Genomic DNA, 16092 nt, shown 5'->3' with positions numbered 1-16092 from the left:
ATTAGTGAATAAACGCATGAAGCGATGAAGAGAATAGGAATAATCAGCGATACGCATTCTTACTGGGACGACCGCTACCTGAAATACTTCGACCCATGCGACGAGATATGGCATGCGGGCGATATAGGTTCGCTCGAAGTGGCGGAAAAACTGGCCGCCTTTCGTCCGCTCAGAGCCGTATGCGGTAACTGTGACGGAGGTGACCTGCGGCTGATGTACCGTGAGACCCTACGTTGGAAATGTGAGGACGTGGATGTGCTGATGAAACATATCGGAGGGTATCCCGGCAATTACGATTGCTCGATAAGAAGCATGATATACGCCTCGCCCCCTCAACTGTTTATAAGCGGCCATTCTCATATATTGAAAGTGAAATATGACAAGACGCTGAATTTGTTGCACATAAATCCCGGTGCGGCAGGTCTGCAAGGGTGGCACAAGGAACGGACGGTGATAAGACTTACAATAGAGGGCAATAAATTCACTGATTGTGAAGTTATTACATTAGGAGACCACCGGAAGGCGGAACTGTGATAGATAACAACAAAAGACATATCAACCAAAAATAACAGAGTATGAAGACAATAATAATCACCGGAGGAGCCGGATTTATAGGCAGCCATGTAGTCCGCCTGTTTGTGAACAAATATCCGGATTATGATATCATCAATGTGGATAAACTCACGTATGCCGGTAATCTGGCCAATTTGAGAGATATAGAAGGCAAGCCTAACTACAGGTTCGTGAAAGCGGATATCTGTGATTTTGACTTCATGTTCGATCTGATGAAGACGCACCGTGTGGACGGAATAATACACCTTGCCGCCGAGAGCCATGTTGACAGGAGTATCAAAGATCCGTTCACATTCGCCAGAACCAATGTGATGGGTACTCTGTCGCTACTTCAAGCTGCCAAGACATACTGGGAGTCACTGCCCGAGAGATATGAGGGCAAGAAGTTCTACCACATCTCTACAGATGAGGTTTACGGAGCGTTGGAACTTACTCATCCGGAAGGCAAACCGTCTGAAATATCCGCTCATGAGGTATATGGCGATGAGTTCTTTCACGAGTATACCAAATACAATCCCCATTCGCCTTATTCGGCGTCGAAAGCATCAAGCGATCATTTTGTGCGTGCGTTCCATGATACCTACGGAATGCCTACGATAGTGACGAACTGCTCGAACAATTACGGTCCGTATCAGTTCCCGGAAAAATTAATCCCGCTCTTTATCAACAATATACGCCACCGCAAGCCGCTGCCAGTATACGGCAAGGGCGAGAACGTGCGCGACTGGCTGTATGTGGTAGACCATGCGAGAGCCATCGATGTGATATTCCACAACGGCAAGATAGCCGACACATACAATATCGGAGGCTTCAACGAGTGGAAGAACATAGATATAATAAAGGTTGTGATAAACACCGTCGACCGTTTGCTTGGACGCAAAGAAGGTGAGGATCTCGATCTTATCACATACGTGACAGACCGCCAGGGGCATGATATGCGCTATGCTATAGATTCCACCAAACTTAAAAACGAGCTTGGATGGGAACCGAGTTTGCAGTTTGAGGAGGGTATAGAGAAGACCGTACGCTGGTATCTCGACAACCAGGAATGGATGGATAATATCACAAGCGGAGAGTACGAGAAGTATTACGAGAGCATGTATGCCGACAGATAATATAAGCAAAGGGCTGCATTCGTTTCTCGTAAGGCTCTCATATACGCCCGAGAGCGTGAGTGGCGATATTGTTCATGCCATGGAGCATATAATGCACCTGCTCACACCGGAAGACGAACATGCCGTGACCGGCTATTACGGGTTGTTCGGCATGGAGCGGATAGCCCTTGATGAGATAGCGGCAAGCCGTGGGGTGACTCCCGAAGAGATGATGGAGACTATAGACGGGTGCGTCAGAAAATTAGCGATAACGCCGGAATGGCAAATGATTCAACAAACAATATGAAGAAAATATTATTATTAGGCTCAGGCGAATTGGGCAAGGAATTCGTCATTGCGGCAAAGCGCGCGGGTCAGTATGTCATTGCTTGCGACCGTTATGATAACGCACCGGCAATGCAGGTTGCGGACGAGAGGGAAATATTCAGCATGCTCGACGGCGATGCTTTGGCCGCGGTGGTAGAGAAGCATCAGCCTGATATTATCGTGCCGGAAATAGAGGCTATACGTACTGAGCGTCTTTTTGACTTCGAAAAGCAGGGCATACAGGTGACACCGAGTGCCCGTGCGGTGAATTACACGATGAACCGTAAGGCTATCCGCGATCTCGCCGCCAAGGAACTGGGACTGCGCACGGCCAAGTATTTCTATGCCAAGACTTTCGATGAGTTGAAAGAGGCAAGCAAGGAAATCGGTTTCCCGTGTGTAATTAAACCTCTGATGTCGTCTTCAGGTCACGGACAGAGCACTGTCAAGAGTGCCGACGAGCTTGAAAAAGCTTTCAATGAGGCTATGGAAGGCAGTCGCGGAGACGTGAAAGAAGTGATAATAGAGGAGTTCATACATTTCGACAGTGAGTTCACTCTTCTCACAGTGACCCAGAAAGACGGCCCTACGCTGTTCTGTCCGCCTATAGGTCATATACAGAAAGGTGGTGATTACCGTGAGAGCTGGCAGCCGTATGCCATTGATGACAAGGCGTTGAAAGACGCTCAGCAGATGGCCGACAAGGTTACAAAGGCACTCACAGGTGCCGGTATATGGGGTGTTGAATTCTTTTACAGTCGTGAACAGGGTGTTATTTTCAGCGAGTTGTCTCCCCGCCCGCATGATACGGGTATGGTAACACTCGGTCATACCACCAATCTCAGCGAATTCGAATTGCACTTCCGTGCCGTTATGGGACTGCCGATCGCAGGCATTCATCTCGAACATGCCGGTGCGAGCGCCGTGGTTCTGGCAAAGGAAGATGCCGGCTATGAGCCTGAATACAATTTCGTTGACGCATTGAAGGAAGATCATACGCGCATACGCATATTCGGAAAGCCCGACCAGCACGTCAATCGCCGTATGGGAGTGGTGCTCTGTTACGGTGAGGTTGATGCCGATATTGACGCTTTGCGCGATAAAGCCAAGCGCCTTGCCGATACAATTATAAAGTAATTCATAGGGTGACGGACATGCGGCACGAGCCGGTGGCGGGTAGTGTCCTTTGCGTGTATGATTAAGTGGCGGGGATAATGAACTCCGGAGTAGATGCCCGTGCCGCATGTCCATATCTTTAAATATACTCGATATCAAATATGAATCCATCCAAGGGAAGGATAATCGAACTGCCCAAGATTATTGATCCGCGGGGTAATCTGACAGTGGCCGACGGCATAAGAAACGTGCCTTTTGACATAAAACGTGTTTATTGGACGTATGATATACCGGCGGGTGAGAGCAGGGGAGGCCATGCCCACAAGTTATGTAAGGAGTTGATAATAGCTGTAAGCGGTTCTTTCGATGTAACTCTTGACGATGGAGAAGAGCGTGTCACTTTTCATTTGAACCATCCTTATCAGGGGCTTTATGTTGATACCGGTATCTGGCGCACGCTTGACGATTTTTCTTCGGGTGCAGTTTGTCTTGTCCTTGCGTCCGAGCTGTTTGAGGAAGAAGACTATATTCGCGACTACGACGAGTTTATCGCAAGTCGTAACAGGTGATGATGAAAGGCTTGATTGATGGTCGCGAAAGGTTTATGGGTGTGGATAAAAGTCGTAAGGGATGCGAATAACAGAGACTTCTGCGGCGGAGTATAAAGAGTTCTTTATGCGATATCCGCATATTTACAATACGGTCGGTTTCTCTGAGTTGAACAGAGAAAAGGCCGACAGCCTCCATTATCTGTTATTTGAAAATTCAAAAGTGCGTTTCGGCCTTGTTCTCGGTGAGCGGAACGGCCGGCTGCTTTCTCCTTTTTCCGCTCCGTTCGGAGGTTTTACTACCAACAGGCAGCAATGTTTCGAGTTTGTGGACGAAGCGGTCGCTTTATTGAAAGATTATGGCGATGGCATGTCAAGGCCGGTAGTGATGACATTGCCTCCGGTATTTTATGACGAACGGCAACTCTCCGTGATGACAAACTCCATGCACCGTTTCGGGAGAATATGTTCCATGGATGTCAATTACCATTTTCTCATTTCCGACTTTGACAATTACGGAATGTCTTTGGAGCGCACAGCGAAGAACAAACTGCGCCAGGCCATGAAAGAGGATTTTGTATTCCGGCATATAGACAGCGGCGATGTTGAGGGTGTCGATCGGGCATATTGTGTGATAAGGCGAAACAGAGAGGACCAAGGCTATCCGTTGCGGATGTCTCACGATGATGTTGTCAATACGATAAAAGTCGTGGATGCCGATTTCTTTCTACTTGAACATGAAGGCAACGATATCGCCGCCGCCCAGATATTCCATGTCACCGATGATATATGCCAGGTGATTTATTGGGGGGATTTGCGTGAGTATTCGCGTCTGCGGCCGATGAATTATCTTGCGTTCCGCATTTTTGAATATTATAGAGGCCATGGTGTCAGGATTCTCGACATAGGCCCTTCAACGGAAAACGGTGTCCCTAATTACGGCCTTTGTTCTTTTAAGGAAGGTATAGGATGCCGCAGTTCCCTTAAATTCTCATTTGAAATATAACGGTAATGATAAAATATCTCGAACTGAAAAAGGTCACGGAGCGGCATGCCGGAGAGATTAATGACGCTGTACGTCGTGTCGTAGACAGCGGATGGTATCTGCAAGGAGACGCTAATGCGGCTTTCGAGACAGATTATTCCCGCTATATCGGTACGGCGCATTGCATAGGATGCGCCAACGGTCTCGATGCTTTGACACTCATTCTTCGGGCCTATATAGAGCTTGGAGTGATGAATGAGGGTGACGAGGTCATTGTTCCGGCCAATACTTACATTGCTACCATTCTTGCAATAACCGCCAACCGTCTTGTGCCGGTGCTCGTGGAACCGAGGATCGAAACGTTCCAGATAGACGACTCGCTGATAGAACGCGCCTTGACAGACCGCACGCGGGCCGTGATGATAGTGCATCTTTACGGTAAATGCGCTTATACGGATGCGATAGGAGATATATGCAGGCGGCATAATCTCAAGCTTATTGAAGACAATGCGCAGGCCCACGGTTGCACATTCGGCGGAGCAGACGTTTCCGGATGGTGTGAGAAAAAAGTGGCGGGATGTGGAAATGAAGTTCTGGATAGTCCTCGCCGCACCGGTTCGCTCGGTAGCGCTGCCGCCCATAGTTTCTATCCGGGGAAGAACTTGGGTGCCCTCGGCGACGGAGGAGCCGTGACAACAGACGACAGCGAGCTTGCCGAAATGGTGAGAACGCTGGCTAATTACGGTTCCTCAAGAAAGTATATCTTCCCGTACGAGGGTCGAAACAGTCGTCTCGATGAGATACAGGCTGCCGTGCTTGATGTCAAACTGGCTTATCTTGACATTGATAATGAATGCCGCCGCCGACTTGCCGCATTGTATATTGACAATGTGCGTAATCCGTTTATAACCATTCCGACGGAAGACTACTGTTCCGACAATGTCTTTCACATATTTCCAGTACTTTGCAATCGGCGCGACGAGTTGCGGAAATACCTCTATGATAATGGCGTGCAGACGGTAATCCATTATCCCGTGCCCCCCCATAAGCAAGGTTGTTACAGGCATATGGCCGATATGTCACTGCCGATAACGGAGCGTATACACAGTGAGGAACTGAGCATACCTTGCAATCAGGTGCTCACGGAGAATGAAATAAACACGGTGATAGGCTTGCTAAACAGCTTCGGCAGTTGATGACATGATTTTCAATATAGCCGGAAGCGATGACAATGAGTTTTAGATAAACCTTTTCTTATGTTTAAATAAACTTCTTTCAGATGTTAAAATTAAATCCTCCAAACCGAGATATGATGTCGGTTTGGAGGATTTAATTTCCAGTTAATACTCTTTCCGGTATTATTTCATTATACTCTTGACGGTCTTTCCGTTGGTATATCTGGTCACATATACCTCTCCGCTCTTCATCTTGCTCACTTTCTGGCCTTTCATGTTGTATATGGCCTTTACGGTGTCGGATGCCTCCGGATTGTCGATGCACTCTATTCCTGTCACCGTTCCGGGTAAAACCACGTTGTAAGTATTGTATGAGTTCAGGTCGTTGCTCACCACGGTTATCGTCACGTAGGTGTCGGTATCCGAGTATGCTACGTTGTAGATCACCTTGGCTCCTTTTCCGTTCGTCGCTGTCTCGATGTCTGCCGCGGTGATGTCATTGCCTGTAAATCCGTCTGCCATAATCAGTGTGGCGTTTGTTTCGGCATCGTATACGCCTTTACCGAGGTCTATGCCCTGTCCCTTGACTTTAAGACCGGTCAGCTCGCAGTTGTACAATATGCTCAGATCGTCTATTATCAGGGAGTCGGTGCTGCCCTTTCCCGGTTCCGCATTGGTGGATATAGTCACGTGGATCACCTTTCCTTCCTTTCCGTTATCTGTATATATGAAAGGTATGCTGAGTCTCTGCCACTCGAAGTTATTGCTTTCGATGGTGTTGTTTACGGCTTTGGCTATGACATTGTCGTACTCCTTGTCTTCAGGATCCTGATAGTATTTGCCGTCCGTAATCACCGCTTTTACAGTGGCATAGGGGTATGTCTCCTGCGGAACAAGTTGCTTGAACTTTACCCACAGTGTCAGACTGTCGGGCCGCCCGGCCATCAATGAGTAGAACGGGTCGCCCTTATCGTCGGTTCCAATGGAGTCGAGCGAGCTCCATGAGTGGTTCACAAGGTCTGCGGCGCTGATGCTTCCGGTGTTGATGCGGCCTGTGGTTATAGTGCCGTTGGCCACACCGAAAAATCCCATGTCTGCCGAAGTCAGCAGTACGCTCTTTGTTCCTGTGCTTCCGGGGCGTACCGTGTCGCATGTGAAAGTGTGCGGAGTGTATCCCGCCATGTAGATAAGGGGCTTTATTCCCGATGCGCTCATGAATGAGTGCCAGTGGTCCGGTTCGTTGCTTGTAGCCATTGGGCCTGCCTCATAGTTCCAGTCGCTGCCGTCTTCGAGGGGCGAATACAGTTTGGCGGTGTGGAAACTCTCGAAGTCGGAGTTGCCGATATGGTAAGCCCTGCTGTCGAAGAGCACCTTTATCTGCATGTTCATCGATACGAACGGAATGTCGATGGTGGCTGCGAGTGTCTTTTCGCCATCCACGTCGGCGTCTATGCTTACGGGTATCTCACCGAGCATCGGGCCCATCCACATCATCACGCCGGAAGCGTCGCCCTCCGTGATGGTGATTGTCTGTGTCGTCTTCAGGTTTGTCGTGCCGCTGGCGTTGACAGTAGCTTCGGTATCCGTGATTTTGATGTTTCCGATGCCCATTGCGTCGGCTCCCGTGCCGAGCATGAAGTTTTTCAATTCAAGCGTGTATTTGCCGTCATCCTGCCTGTTCACGGATATGTTGGCCTCCTGGCTCGGAGATGCGCTTCCGTTGATTAGTACCATCAGTCTGCCGTTGAAGTCGGTGGCCGTTGCCGCTGCGGATATGCAGGCTGCGGTGAACAGGGTAAACAATTTTCTCATAATGTTCCTTTCTTTTTGTTTTGTTAATGAATATAAGTACTCGTGTTTCTCATCTTATTTCAATTTGTATGTCAGTCCGAGAGTTCCGAATATGGGGTAGAGCGTCTGCTCTATGGTCTTGAAATCGCTGTTGTGTATGCCGGTCAGTCCCCACGCTATGTCGGCATACGCTCCCCATCGCTTGCTGAAATACCAGTCTACGCCTGCGTCTATGCCGAACTGGAAGCGGCGCATCTCGTCGGAAAAATCAAATGTTCCGCGGGTGCTGTCGGTGTTGCCTATGCCTATTTTGGGGCCGGTTGGGGTGTTCTGGCGCAGATACCCGTCGTACACATACCCGTCAAACTTCTTCGTCATCACATAAGACACGTATGGCCCGAGTTTTATTCTCACGTTCTTGGCCGCGTCGTATGTGGCCGTCACCGGTACGGTCAGCAGCCATTCGTCCACTCTCACGCAGTTGTTGCCGGTGAAGTATCCTTCGAGCGGTTGTCCGCCTTTCACTATCGTCATGTGGTAGTTTTTCACTGTGGCGTCTGTCTCCATACCCTTGTTTTCGAGATGAAGGCCGGCCATGACTCCCCATCGGCCTTTCAGGTTTTTATGTACATCGATGCCGAACGACAGGTTCGATTTCATTTTATACTCGTTGAGGCTTCGTATCGTGGCGGGCATGCCTATAGGGGCCGTTCCGCCGATGTTGTATCCCAGCCGTGCGTTGTAGCACAGGCTGTCGGTCAGTCCGCCGCACCATGCGGTCAGTGTGGCGACAGCCATCGCCATTATAGTAAAGAGTCTTTTCATTGTTTCCTATTCCGTTATCGTGCATGTAATTCTCACCTTGTCTATCATAAGCTCGCTGCCTATGGCTCCCTCGAAGTGGTCACCCTCGTCGCTCGACGAGAAAACCACGGCAAGATTGTATCCGTAGTTGGACAGCAGTTCTTCGTCGAGTTCCTTCACGTAGTTGAAGTCGACCTCGAACATGGTCCATCCGCTTGCAGGCTCAACATATTCTATTCTTGCTATCGCGACAATCAGCTCGCTCGACATGATGTTGTCCCCATACAACACCACGGGATTGCCTGCGTCGTCGTGGTTGCGGTAGAGCACGGAGTATATGGCTGCACGGTCAGTTCGCCCGTCTATAATCTTTCCGTATTGGTCCTGGAACTTGTCACCGGGCGCATACTTGTAGTAACCGGTGAATTTAACCGGTTTTTTGTCGAAGCGAACACCGAACCTTGTTGCTTTCAGAGTCTCTGTCAGCACGTATTTGAAGTCGAACTCACCGAGAAACAGGTTGCCGGCGGCTATTCTCTTGCCCACTGTCGCTCCCCATGCTCCGGTGCTTCTCGTCACCAGCCTGACGGCAGCTCCGTCGAGCCCCCCGTCTGCTATCGGTGTGGTTGGATAGTTTTCGGCCGGCGCCGATCCCATGGCTATCATGAATCCGGGGTTTCCTGTGGCCCAGTTGTTCAAGTTGGTTCCGTCTTCGTTGATGTCGCTCCATTCGTAGTATTTGCCCGTGCGGTCTTTCCTGAAGTTCTCGAAGTCGAATTTCACTATGTCTTCCTTGGTGCGTTTCACTGTTCGGAAACTCACGGTGTACTTCCTGCTCCATTCCCCGTCTTGCGATCTCACGGTATATTCCACTTTTCCGCCATTGCTGAAATCGTGTACCGAGCCGCTTGCAGGTGTTATAGTGGAACCTTCTGTGACGGCAAACATCGGGGCAAGAGCCGTGAGGTCGGTGCCTGATTTCACTTCAAACACAATTTCCGTAATGTCTGACTTAACGTTGATCAGGCTGTCGCTGAGGCTGAAAAACATATCTTCAGGATTGTCAGCGTGTATCCATGCCGTTTCGATGTCGCATTCCGCGTTGAGCGGTTCGTCTTTGAAGCATGAAGTGAGACAAAGGATATAAAAGAGTGCCGGTAGGGCGTATGATAAATATTTCATTGTCGGATAGAAATGGATAAAATATATTTAGGCGTACAAAAATACAAAAAAATATTGTATTACAATGTTTTTAAGGAAACTTTTTGTTTCGGTATAGTTTTCTCTCGGACATATAAAAAGGCATTTTCCACACATTATGAGGAAAATGCCGGTATGGTTTCGACGTGCCTGGGGCGCTGTCAGAAGCAGCAAGGAAGCGTGAGCAGCTGATATGCCAGTGTGCGTGCCATGCGCTCGTGTCCCTTGTCGTTAGGGTGCAGGCGGTCGGTGTCTGCCTTGTTGAAATACTGTGCGTGCTCATCTATCAGCGGATACAGGCCGCAAGAGGCGTTGAGGTCTATCACGGGCACTGCCCAGATGTTTGCGGCTTCTTTGGAGGCGTCAACGTATGCCGATATGTATTCTCCGCACTTGTTGGTGTAATCTTCTGTGGGTTGCCAGTTCTTGTCGTTGGCGTAGAAGCCGGCACGGTGTATCGGGGTGAGGATTACGATCTGCTTGGTTGGAAACATGCGTTTCAGTGTGTCGAGTGCAATGTTTATCCTGCCACGATATGTGCCTTTGTCCATTGCGGGATACCTGCGCTTGCGGTCTACCATGTGTTTCGGCTCGTGTATTCCCGCCATCACCTGCTCGTCTTTTTCCGTGAACCATTCTCCGATAGGCACGCCGGCATTGTAGTCGTTTGTACCTATGAATATCAGTATGGCGTCGAAGTCGTTGCCATGTTCGGCTCTCAGTTTCTCTGCCTGTCGTGGAATGTCGTTCCATTGCCGGCCGCTAACTCCGTACACATAAGGATTTATGCCGAGCCACTCTTGCAGGTAAGACCAGTATTTCTTGACTGACGCTTTGTTGCGCGGGTCGGTGATGGAATCGCCGAAATAGGCCACCCGCTTGCCTTGCCACGGGTGTGCCGTGATGGTCTGTGCCACCGATGTTACAGCCATTAGTATGGCGGTGATGGTGCAAAACAGTTTACTTTTCATATCTATTGTATTTTGATTTGTTTTCAATTGTTTATTGCCGGTATGCCGCTTGATTTATGCAAAGGTATTCATTATTTTCGATAAAATGAAACCGACGGTTTGAAAATGAAGTTTCTAAGTGTTTTTTTCGGGTCGGCATTTTGATGGTGATGTAATGATAATTCTGAAAAAAAAGCGTTCCGATTTTTGTGCTGAAAAATCGTTTGAATGAGGTTTGAAAGTGCCGTAAAACGGATTTTTGGCTGATTGTTTTCCAACGGGACGCTCGTTATGGCGCATTTAGCGGCTTATTGCGAGACAACGGGCATCCCGTCGCTTGGTGAAATGCAATCAAACGGTGTGCAACGAGTATCCCGTTGCATGCCGTTGTTTTGTCAATAAAATACAAGTAGGTGACAGGCAGTGTCTTATAAAATGCTCAAAACTCAGGAATTTTCGACCTCCTGACTTTTTTTCAAAAATAAACGAAATATGAGAGGGTAGTTGTAAATAAAATTCGTAATCATCTATTTGCCCATCTGTAAGTGCCGCATGTGGTGCCCTCCCCAGTCGCTGTCGTTTACAAACCTGAACCCCACGGACTCATACAGACACCCGGCTTTCGGGTTGCCCTCGTCTACAAGCAGTCCGAGAGGGCCGCAGCCCATCGAACGTGCCTTTTCGGCTGTGGCCTCGATGAGCATCTTGGCGATGCCCATGCCCCGGAATCTGGGGTATACGGCGAGTGAGTCGAGGTAAAGTTCGCCGGCCTGGGTCTCGGGCTTCATGCTGCTGTGGTCTATGCCGAAAGCGGTTTTCGCTCCGTTGATGAATGCCTGCCGAAGTTCATAAAGCCTGCCGCCGTCATAGCTCACGCTGATACCCGCTATCTGCCCGTCGTCTGTCATGGCACATATTGTGTTCTCATAGCTGTATTGTGTGTCGCTGCCGGCAGCCAGGTCTGTGATTAGTCTCATGAAGTCTTCGGCCGTATGGTTTTCTCCGTAGAAGTGGCGGCAACACTCGTCTGTCATTGCCATTACGATGAGTTCGGCTATCACGGGCGCATCTTCCTTGCGGCCCGGGCGAAGTGTGATTTTTTCTTGCATGCTTGCGGTTGTTTACTATGTTGCTAATCGTTTGGTCTTTCCTGCCCGAGGGCGGATTTGTTTCCTATGGCGAATGTTTTGTCGGCTATGCCGGAAACCGATATCATATGTGACCGGAAATTCCGTTGCTGTGGCAGGTTTCTGCAAAATTACAAAAAAATGCCTCGATTGCATCGTGGATTATTGTTAACTAAAGTTATCAGGCATATCTGTGGACCGGCAGATGCCGGCCTTTTATCGTTTTTATGAAAAAGAATTGGCGGCGGTCTGAAAAATAATGGATAACTTTGCATGCAGGAGTGCGTGTCCGGTGTGTTAGAGGAGCCGGCGCCTGCTTCGGAGCGGCATGTAAGTGACAGGACGTCACGATAACCATGCTAATGTATGGCACGGAAAGATACAGTGTATACATCAGACGCAGCGGTAGATCGAGTAGGATCTGACAGGATGGCCGCGTAATTTTTTGAGAGGTTTTATGTTTTAGTAATTATAGATAAATGGCACAATGAAAATCAGTCGTTGCATAAAGAACCCCGTATTGTATATCCGAAAGGCTCTATATTATGCCATCGGCAATACGGTAGCAAGGATGTTTTACCCCCCCCGTTTGTATAAGTCGGTGTGGTTCAGTGGGTTATCGTCTTTAGGGTGGGAGTGGGCCACGAAAGGGCTTTTACACCAGAAACTGTTTGGAGCAAACTCCGGGGCATGGTGGCCGGTGGCACGGTTTCAGAAAGTTGTCAATCCCGACAATATATCTTTTCATGTGGATGATATCAATAATTTCCAGATGTCGGGTACCTATTTCCAGGCTATCGGGGCTATCAGCGTTGGAAAAGGGACATACATAGCACAGAATGTAGGGATAATAACGGCTAATCATGATTTGCTAAATCTTGACAGGCACTCAGAGGCAAAGCCGGTGAGCATAGGCGAAAGATGCTGGATAGGGATGAACAGCGTGATTCTGCCGGGCGTGACATTGGGTCCTGTTACGGTTGTCGGGGCAGGATCTGTGGTGACGAAAAGTTTTCCCGAAGGGTATTGCGTGATAGCCGGAAACCCGGCAAGAATAGTCAGACGGATTTCTGTTTGATATTCCGTTGATTACCGGATATGTGATGGCGGTTTTTGTATTCTATGGTAATGAAAATCAAGGGCATACTCAAAATAGTGTATCGGTGGATGGCTAAAGTCACAGGTATAAGGCTGTATTTATTGGTCTCTGACGTGATTGGCGTGCGGCCTTATCCGTATGAAAAGCGTGACTTACTGAAAAATGCGGCTGATTTCAAGAAAGTCAGGGCTTCATTGGTAATGAATCAAAAGTGGGTTCCTTATCCTGCTTACAAGGACCGTGCCGGTTGGGACGATTTTCTTGGTGATTATAAAGATGACTATATACGTAAGGGTGAGGATTGTCTGGGCTATGAATGGAAAGTAATAAAGGCCACCGATTATATGGAATTCGGAAGAAGCGGCGACCAGGCTGTTATGGAAATACCGTATGGGGAGAACAGAACGGCTTTGGAATACTTGTTTTTGGCTGAGATGGCGGAAGGTGGCGGCCGCTTTATAGACCAGATAATAAATGGTGTGTTTTATTGTTGCGAGATGACTACTTGGGCGTTGTCGGCTCATCTGTGGAATCAGAAGGACGGTGGATATCTGCCAAGTCATAAGGAACATATAATCGAGATGGGAAGCGGAGGTCTTGCCTCGTTGTTGGCATGGATTTATTATTATTTGAGCCCCTCTTTCGATAAAGTTAATCCAATGATATCCAACAGGCTTCTTTATGAGCTGAGGACAAGGATCCTTGACACATACATGGGCACAGACCGTTTCAGATGGATGGCATTTAACCCGATACCTACAGAACATATAAATAACTGGACTCCGTGGAATAACTTTTATGTATTGCAGTGTTTCTTTCTTATAGAGACCGACCGTGACAGGTTGGCCGAAGCAGTTTGTCGTACCATGGTTTCCATGGATCATTTTATCAATTATAATTTTGATGACGGAGCATGCGAAGAGGGTACGTTTTACTGGGAATACGCGGCCGGGAAACTTTATGACTATCTTCAGTTGCTTTACGATGGAACGGCCGGAGCCGTATCTATATTCGATAGCCACATACTTCGGAATATGGGTGAATATATGGTGCGGTCGTATGTCGGAGATGGATGGCTGGTGAGTTTTGCCGACTCCACAGCGATAGGCCATATTGACGTGGATATGATTTTCCGTTATGGAAAAGCTGTCAAAAGCCGGGAAATGATGCATTTCGCGTCATATCTCAAAGGATTGCCGGCCAAAAGAGAAGTACCGCAAGGAGATATTTTCCGCTTGTTGCAAACGTTGCTCTACCGGAATGAACTGACAGGGACAGACGAACCGCCGGAAAAACCGCCATACACGTGGTATCCGAAAACGGAGATTTGTTATATGGCCAACAATGCGGGATTTTTCGTGGCAGCCAAAGGTGGTTATAACGGCGAGAGCCATAATCATAATGATGTGGGTTCTTTCGCTCTTTATATTAACAGCATACCGGTCTTTTTGGATGCCGGAGTAGGGACGTACACGCGAAAAACATTTAGTTCCGAACGCTATTCGATATGGACAATGCGAAGCGAGTATCATAATATTCCTGTGATTAATGGTGTTTCCCAGGGTGTTGGTAGGAGTTATAGGGCGAAAGATACAGTGTTTGATTCGGTGAATATGTGTTTTTCTGTCAATATTGCGGAAGCGTATCCACGGGAAGCGAATGTGAAGATATGGACTCGCTCGTATCGTTTGTCGGATGGCTCGTTGCAGATTAACGACCGTTTCTCTTTGTCGAAAGCGTGTAGTCCCAATCGTGTTGTATTTCTAACATGGGGCATGGTCGATATCTCGGAGCCGGGAATCGTAACTGTTGATATAAAGGGTATAAAAGCATTGTTGATGTATGATAAGGATATTTTCAGCCCGGTTGTAGAACCGGTATTGATAGATGATCCGCGTTTGTACAATATTTGGGGACGGAAGATTTATCGTGTGATATTGGTTGCGAGAAGACAAACTCTTTTCGGGTCATATTCTTATACCGTTGTTTCGGAGAAAAAGAAGTGTGATTAGGTGGCGTATAGTGGTTCTCTTACTTATTTTGGGTAATGGTTGATGTACTGTTTTTATTTTTTTTATGACCGATGTTGATGCCAATCGGGAAAATAATAGATATCTTTGCAAAGCGATCATGATGCGGGTATGCAGCCGGCGACCGTTATGTTGCCGTTCGGTTGCAGTATCGTGGTACGGAGAAATATGGAATGTCAAATTTAAATAAACGAAAGAAAATGAATTACAACAGTTTTGAAACAGAACAGCTCGTTAGGGAGCGTGAATTGGAAATGTCGGCAGCATTTCCGGCACTGATGAGAAAAGTGTACACATGGATGGCCTTGGCTCTTGTGATAACAGGGTTTACAGCTTATGGCATAGCCAACAGCCCGGGAATGCTGATAGAGATAGCAACGAACAAGATGCTGTTTTTTGGTCTTATCATTGCTGAATTGGCTCTTGTGATAGGACTAAGCGCTGCGATCAACAGGCTGTCGCTCACTGTGGCAACCTTGATGTTTGTTATCTATTCGGTGATCAACGGAGCCACGTTGTCACTCATATTCGCATTGTATACCATGTCGTCCATATCAAGTGTATTCTTTATTACGGCGGGTACTTTTGCCGTTATGGCTTTTATTGGATATACAACGAAGACTGATTTGTCTTCAATGGGAAAATTCCTTTTCATGGCATTGATAGGTATTATAATCGCTTCCGTGGTAAATATATTCTTGAAGAGTACAGGATTGGAACTGATAGTTAGCTATGTCGGTGTCCTCGTCTTTGTTGGATTGACAGCCTATGACACTCAAAAAATAAAGAAAATGCTTTGGGAAGCTGGAGATACAGGTGAGACAGCGCAGAAAATCGCACTTTTAGGTGCATTGTCTCTTTATCTTGATTTCGTAAACCTGTTCTTGCATCTTCTCAGAATAATGGGTGACCGTAAATAACCGGGTGTTATTACCTTATTATATTATTTTTGAATATCTAGTATTTTAAATACAACAGTGATTTTATATTATTGGAGTATAAAATCGTAAAAGTGAAAAAGAAGAGGATGGGGCACTTTGAATGAAGTGCCCCTCATTTTTTTTATCTGATTATTGCGGTGCGTCTCAAAAGTTAGTCACTAAACTTTTTTGCTTGCTTTTTACAGTATGCCCCTCTTTTTTATATTGTCCGTTTACAAGAAATTGTATACCGTGTGGTTTATGGCAGCCTTGTATTTCATTTATAAAAAAGATTGTAGCCATTGTCTCTTTATATATTATATATGTGTAATTAGTATTTGGACTTGCTTTGT

The 16092-nt window shown here is 47.5% G+C and carries 16 protein-coding genes; 10 read left to right on the top strand and 6 right to left on the bottom strand.

The genetic code is table 11. The features are described from left to right. Positions 1–24: 24 nt before the first annotated feature. From MoGM_RS11305 to MoGM_RS11275, 7 genes are all read left to right on the top strand, one after another. Positions 25–534, top strand: a complete 510-nt coding sequence (locus MoGM_RS11305; RefSeq protein WP_104370154.1) for a metallophosphoesterase — start codon at positions 25–27, stop codon at positions 532–534. Positions 535–575: 41 nt separating this feature from the next. Continuing rightward, positions 576–1688 carry a dTDP-glucose 4,6-dehydratase gene (locus tag MoGM_RS11300; RefSeq protein ID WP_104370153.1) on the top strand — a complete coding sequence of 371 codons (1113 nt, stop codon included), beginning with the start codon at positions 576–578 and terminating at the stop codon, positions 1686–1688. After that, positions 1675–1974: a hypothetical protein gene (locus MoGM_RS11295; protein ID WP_104370152.1), complete on the top strand. Its 300-nt coding sequence runs from the start codon at positions 1675–1677 to the stop codon at positions 1972–1974. Before MoGM_RS11300 ends, MoGM_RS11295 begins: the two co-directional genes overlap by 14 nt. Further along, the gene (purT, locus tag MoGM_RS11290; protein ID WP_104370151.1) at positions 1971–3131 is read left to right on the top strand and encodes a formate-dependent phosphoribosylglycinamide formyltransferase; all 1161 of its coding nucleotides are present in this window, start codon (positions 1971–1973) and stop codon (positions 3129–3131) included. Before MoGM_RS11295 ends, purT begins: the two co-directional genes overlap by 4 nt. Positions 3132–3271: 140 nt before the next feature. Continuing rightward, entirely contained in the window at positions 3272–3679 is a 408-nt protein-coding gene (locus MoGM_RS11285; RefSeq protein WP_104370150.1) for an FdtA/QdtA family cupin domain-containing protein, read from the top strand. Positions 3680–3740: 61 nt separating this feature from the next. Then, entirely contained in the window at positions 3741–4664 is a 924-nt protein-coding gene (locus tag MoGM_RS11280) for a GNAT family N-acetyltransferase (RefSeq protein ID WP_104370149.1), read from the top strand. Positions 4665–4669: 5 nt separating this feature from the next. Beyond that, complete coding sequence (locus MoGM_RS11275) at positions 4670–5839, top strand: DegT/DnrJ/EryC1/StrS aminotransferase family protein (protein ID WP_104370148.1); 1170 nt, start codon at positions 4670–4672, stop codon at positions 5837–5839. 162 nt (positions 5840–6001) lie between these two features. Here the strand turns inward: MoGM_RS11275 and MoGM_RS11270 are convergent, their stop codons facing one another. The 5 genes from MoGM_RS11270 to MoGM_RS11250 all read right to left on the bottom strand — a co-directional run bounded on the left by MoGM_RS11270 (position 6002) and on the right by MoGM_RS11250 (position 11672). Further along, entirely contained in the window at positions 6002–7630 is a 1629-nt protein-coding gene (locus tag MoGM_RS11270) for a calycin-like domain-containing protein (RefSeq protein ID WP_104370147.1), read from the bottom strand. 54 nt (positions 7631–7684) lie between these two features. Then, positions 7685–8434, bottom strand: a complete 750-nt coding sequence (locus tag MoGM_RS11265; protein WP_104370146.1) for a porin family protein — start codon at positions 8432–8434, stop codon at positions 7685–7687. Between the two features lie 6 nt (positions 8435–8440). Next, entirely contained in the window at positions 8441–9595 is a 1155-nt protein-coding gene (locus tag MoGM_RS11260; RefSeq protein WP_104370145.1) for a PCMD domain-containing protein, read from the bottom strand. A 179-nt stretch (positions 9596–9774) separates the two neighbouring features. After that, positions 9775–10584, bottom strand: coding sequence for an SGNH/GDSL hydrolase family protein (locus MoGM_RS11255; protein WP_104370196.1), 810 nt, complete (start codon positions 10582–10584; stop codon positions 9775–9777). A gap of 506 nt (positions 10585–11090) precedes the next feature. Continuing rightward, positions 11091–11672 (bottom strand): GNAT family N-acetyltransferase, encoded by a 582-nt coding sequence (locus MoGM_RS11250; protein WP_104370144.1) that lies wholly within the window; start codon positions 11670–11672, stop codon positions 11091–11093. Between the two features lie 505 nt (positions 11673–12177). Here MoGM_RS11250 and MoGM_RS11245 point away from each other — a divergent pair. From MoGM_RS11245 to MoGM_RS11235, 3 genes are all read left to right on the top strand, one after another. Continuing rightward, complete coding sequence (locus MoGM_RS11245) at positions 12178–12768, top strand: acyltransferase (RefSeq protein ID WP_233210276.1); 591 nt, start codon at positions 12178–12180, stop codon at positions 12766–12768. 89 nt (positions 12769–12857) lie between these two features. Further along, positions 12858–14801 (top strand): heparinase II/III family protein, encoded by a 1944-nt coding sequence (locus MoGM_RS11240; protein ID WP_104370194.1) that lies wholly within the window; start codon positions 12858–12860, stop codon positions 14799–14801. 218 nt (positions 14802–15019) lie between these two features. Beyond that, positions 15020–15739, top strand: coding sequence for a Bax inhibitor-1/YccA family protein (locus MoGM_RS11235; protein WP_104370143.1), 720 nt, complete (start codon positions 15020–15022; stop codon positions 15737–15739). A gap of 165 nt (positions 15740–15904) precedes the next feature. On the opposite strand, the gene MoGM_RS13415 is transcribed toward MoGM_RS11235, so the two are convergent. Then, on the bottom strand, positions 15905–16092 hold a 188-nt coding region (locus MoGM_RS13415; protein WP_233210275.1), incomplete at its 5' end, for a hypothetical protein.

The organism is Prevotella sp. MGM1 (genome assembly GCF_002933775.1).
Classification (GTDB): domain Bacteria; phylum Bacteroidota; class Bacteroidia; order Bacteroidales; family Bacteroidaceae; genus Prevotella.
Note: the sequence above shows the minus strand (reverse complement) of the source record. Positions and strands in the feature narration are given on the sequence as shown.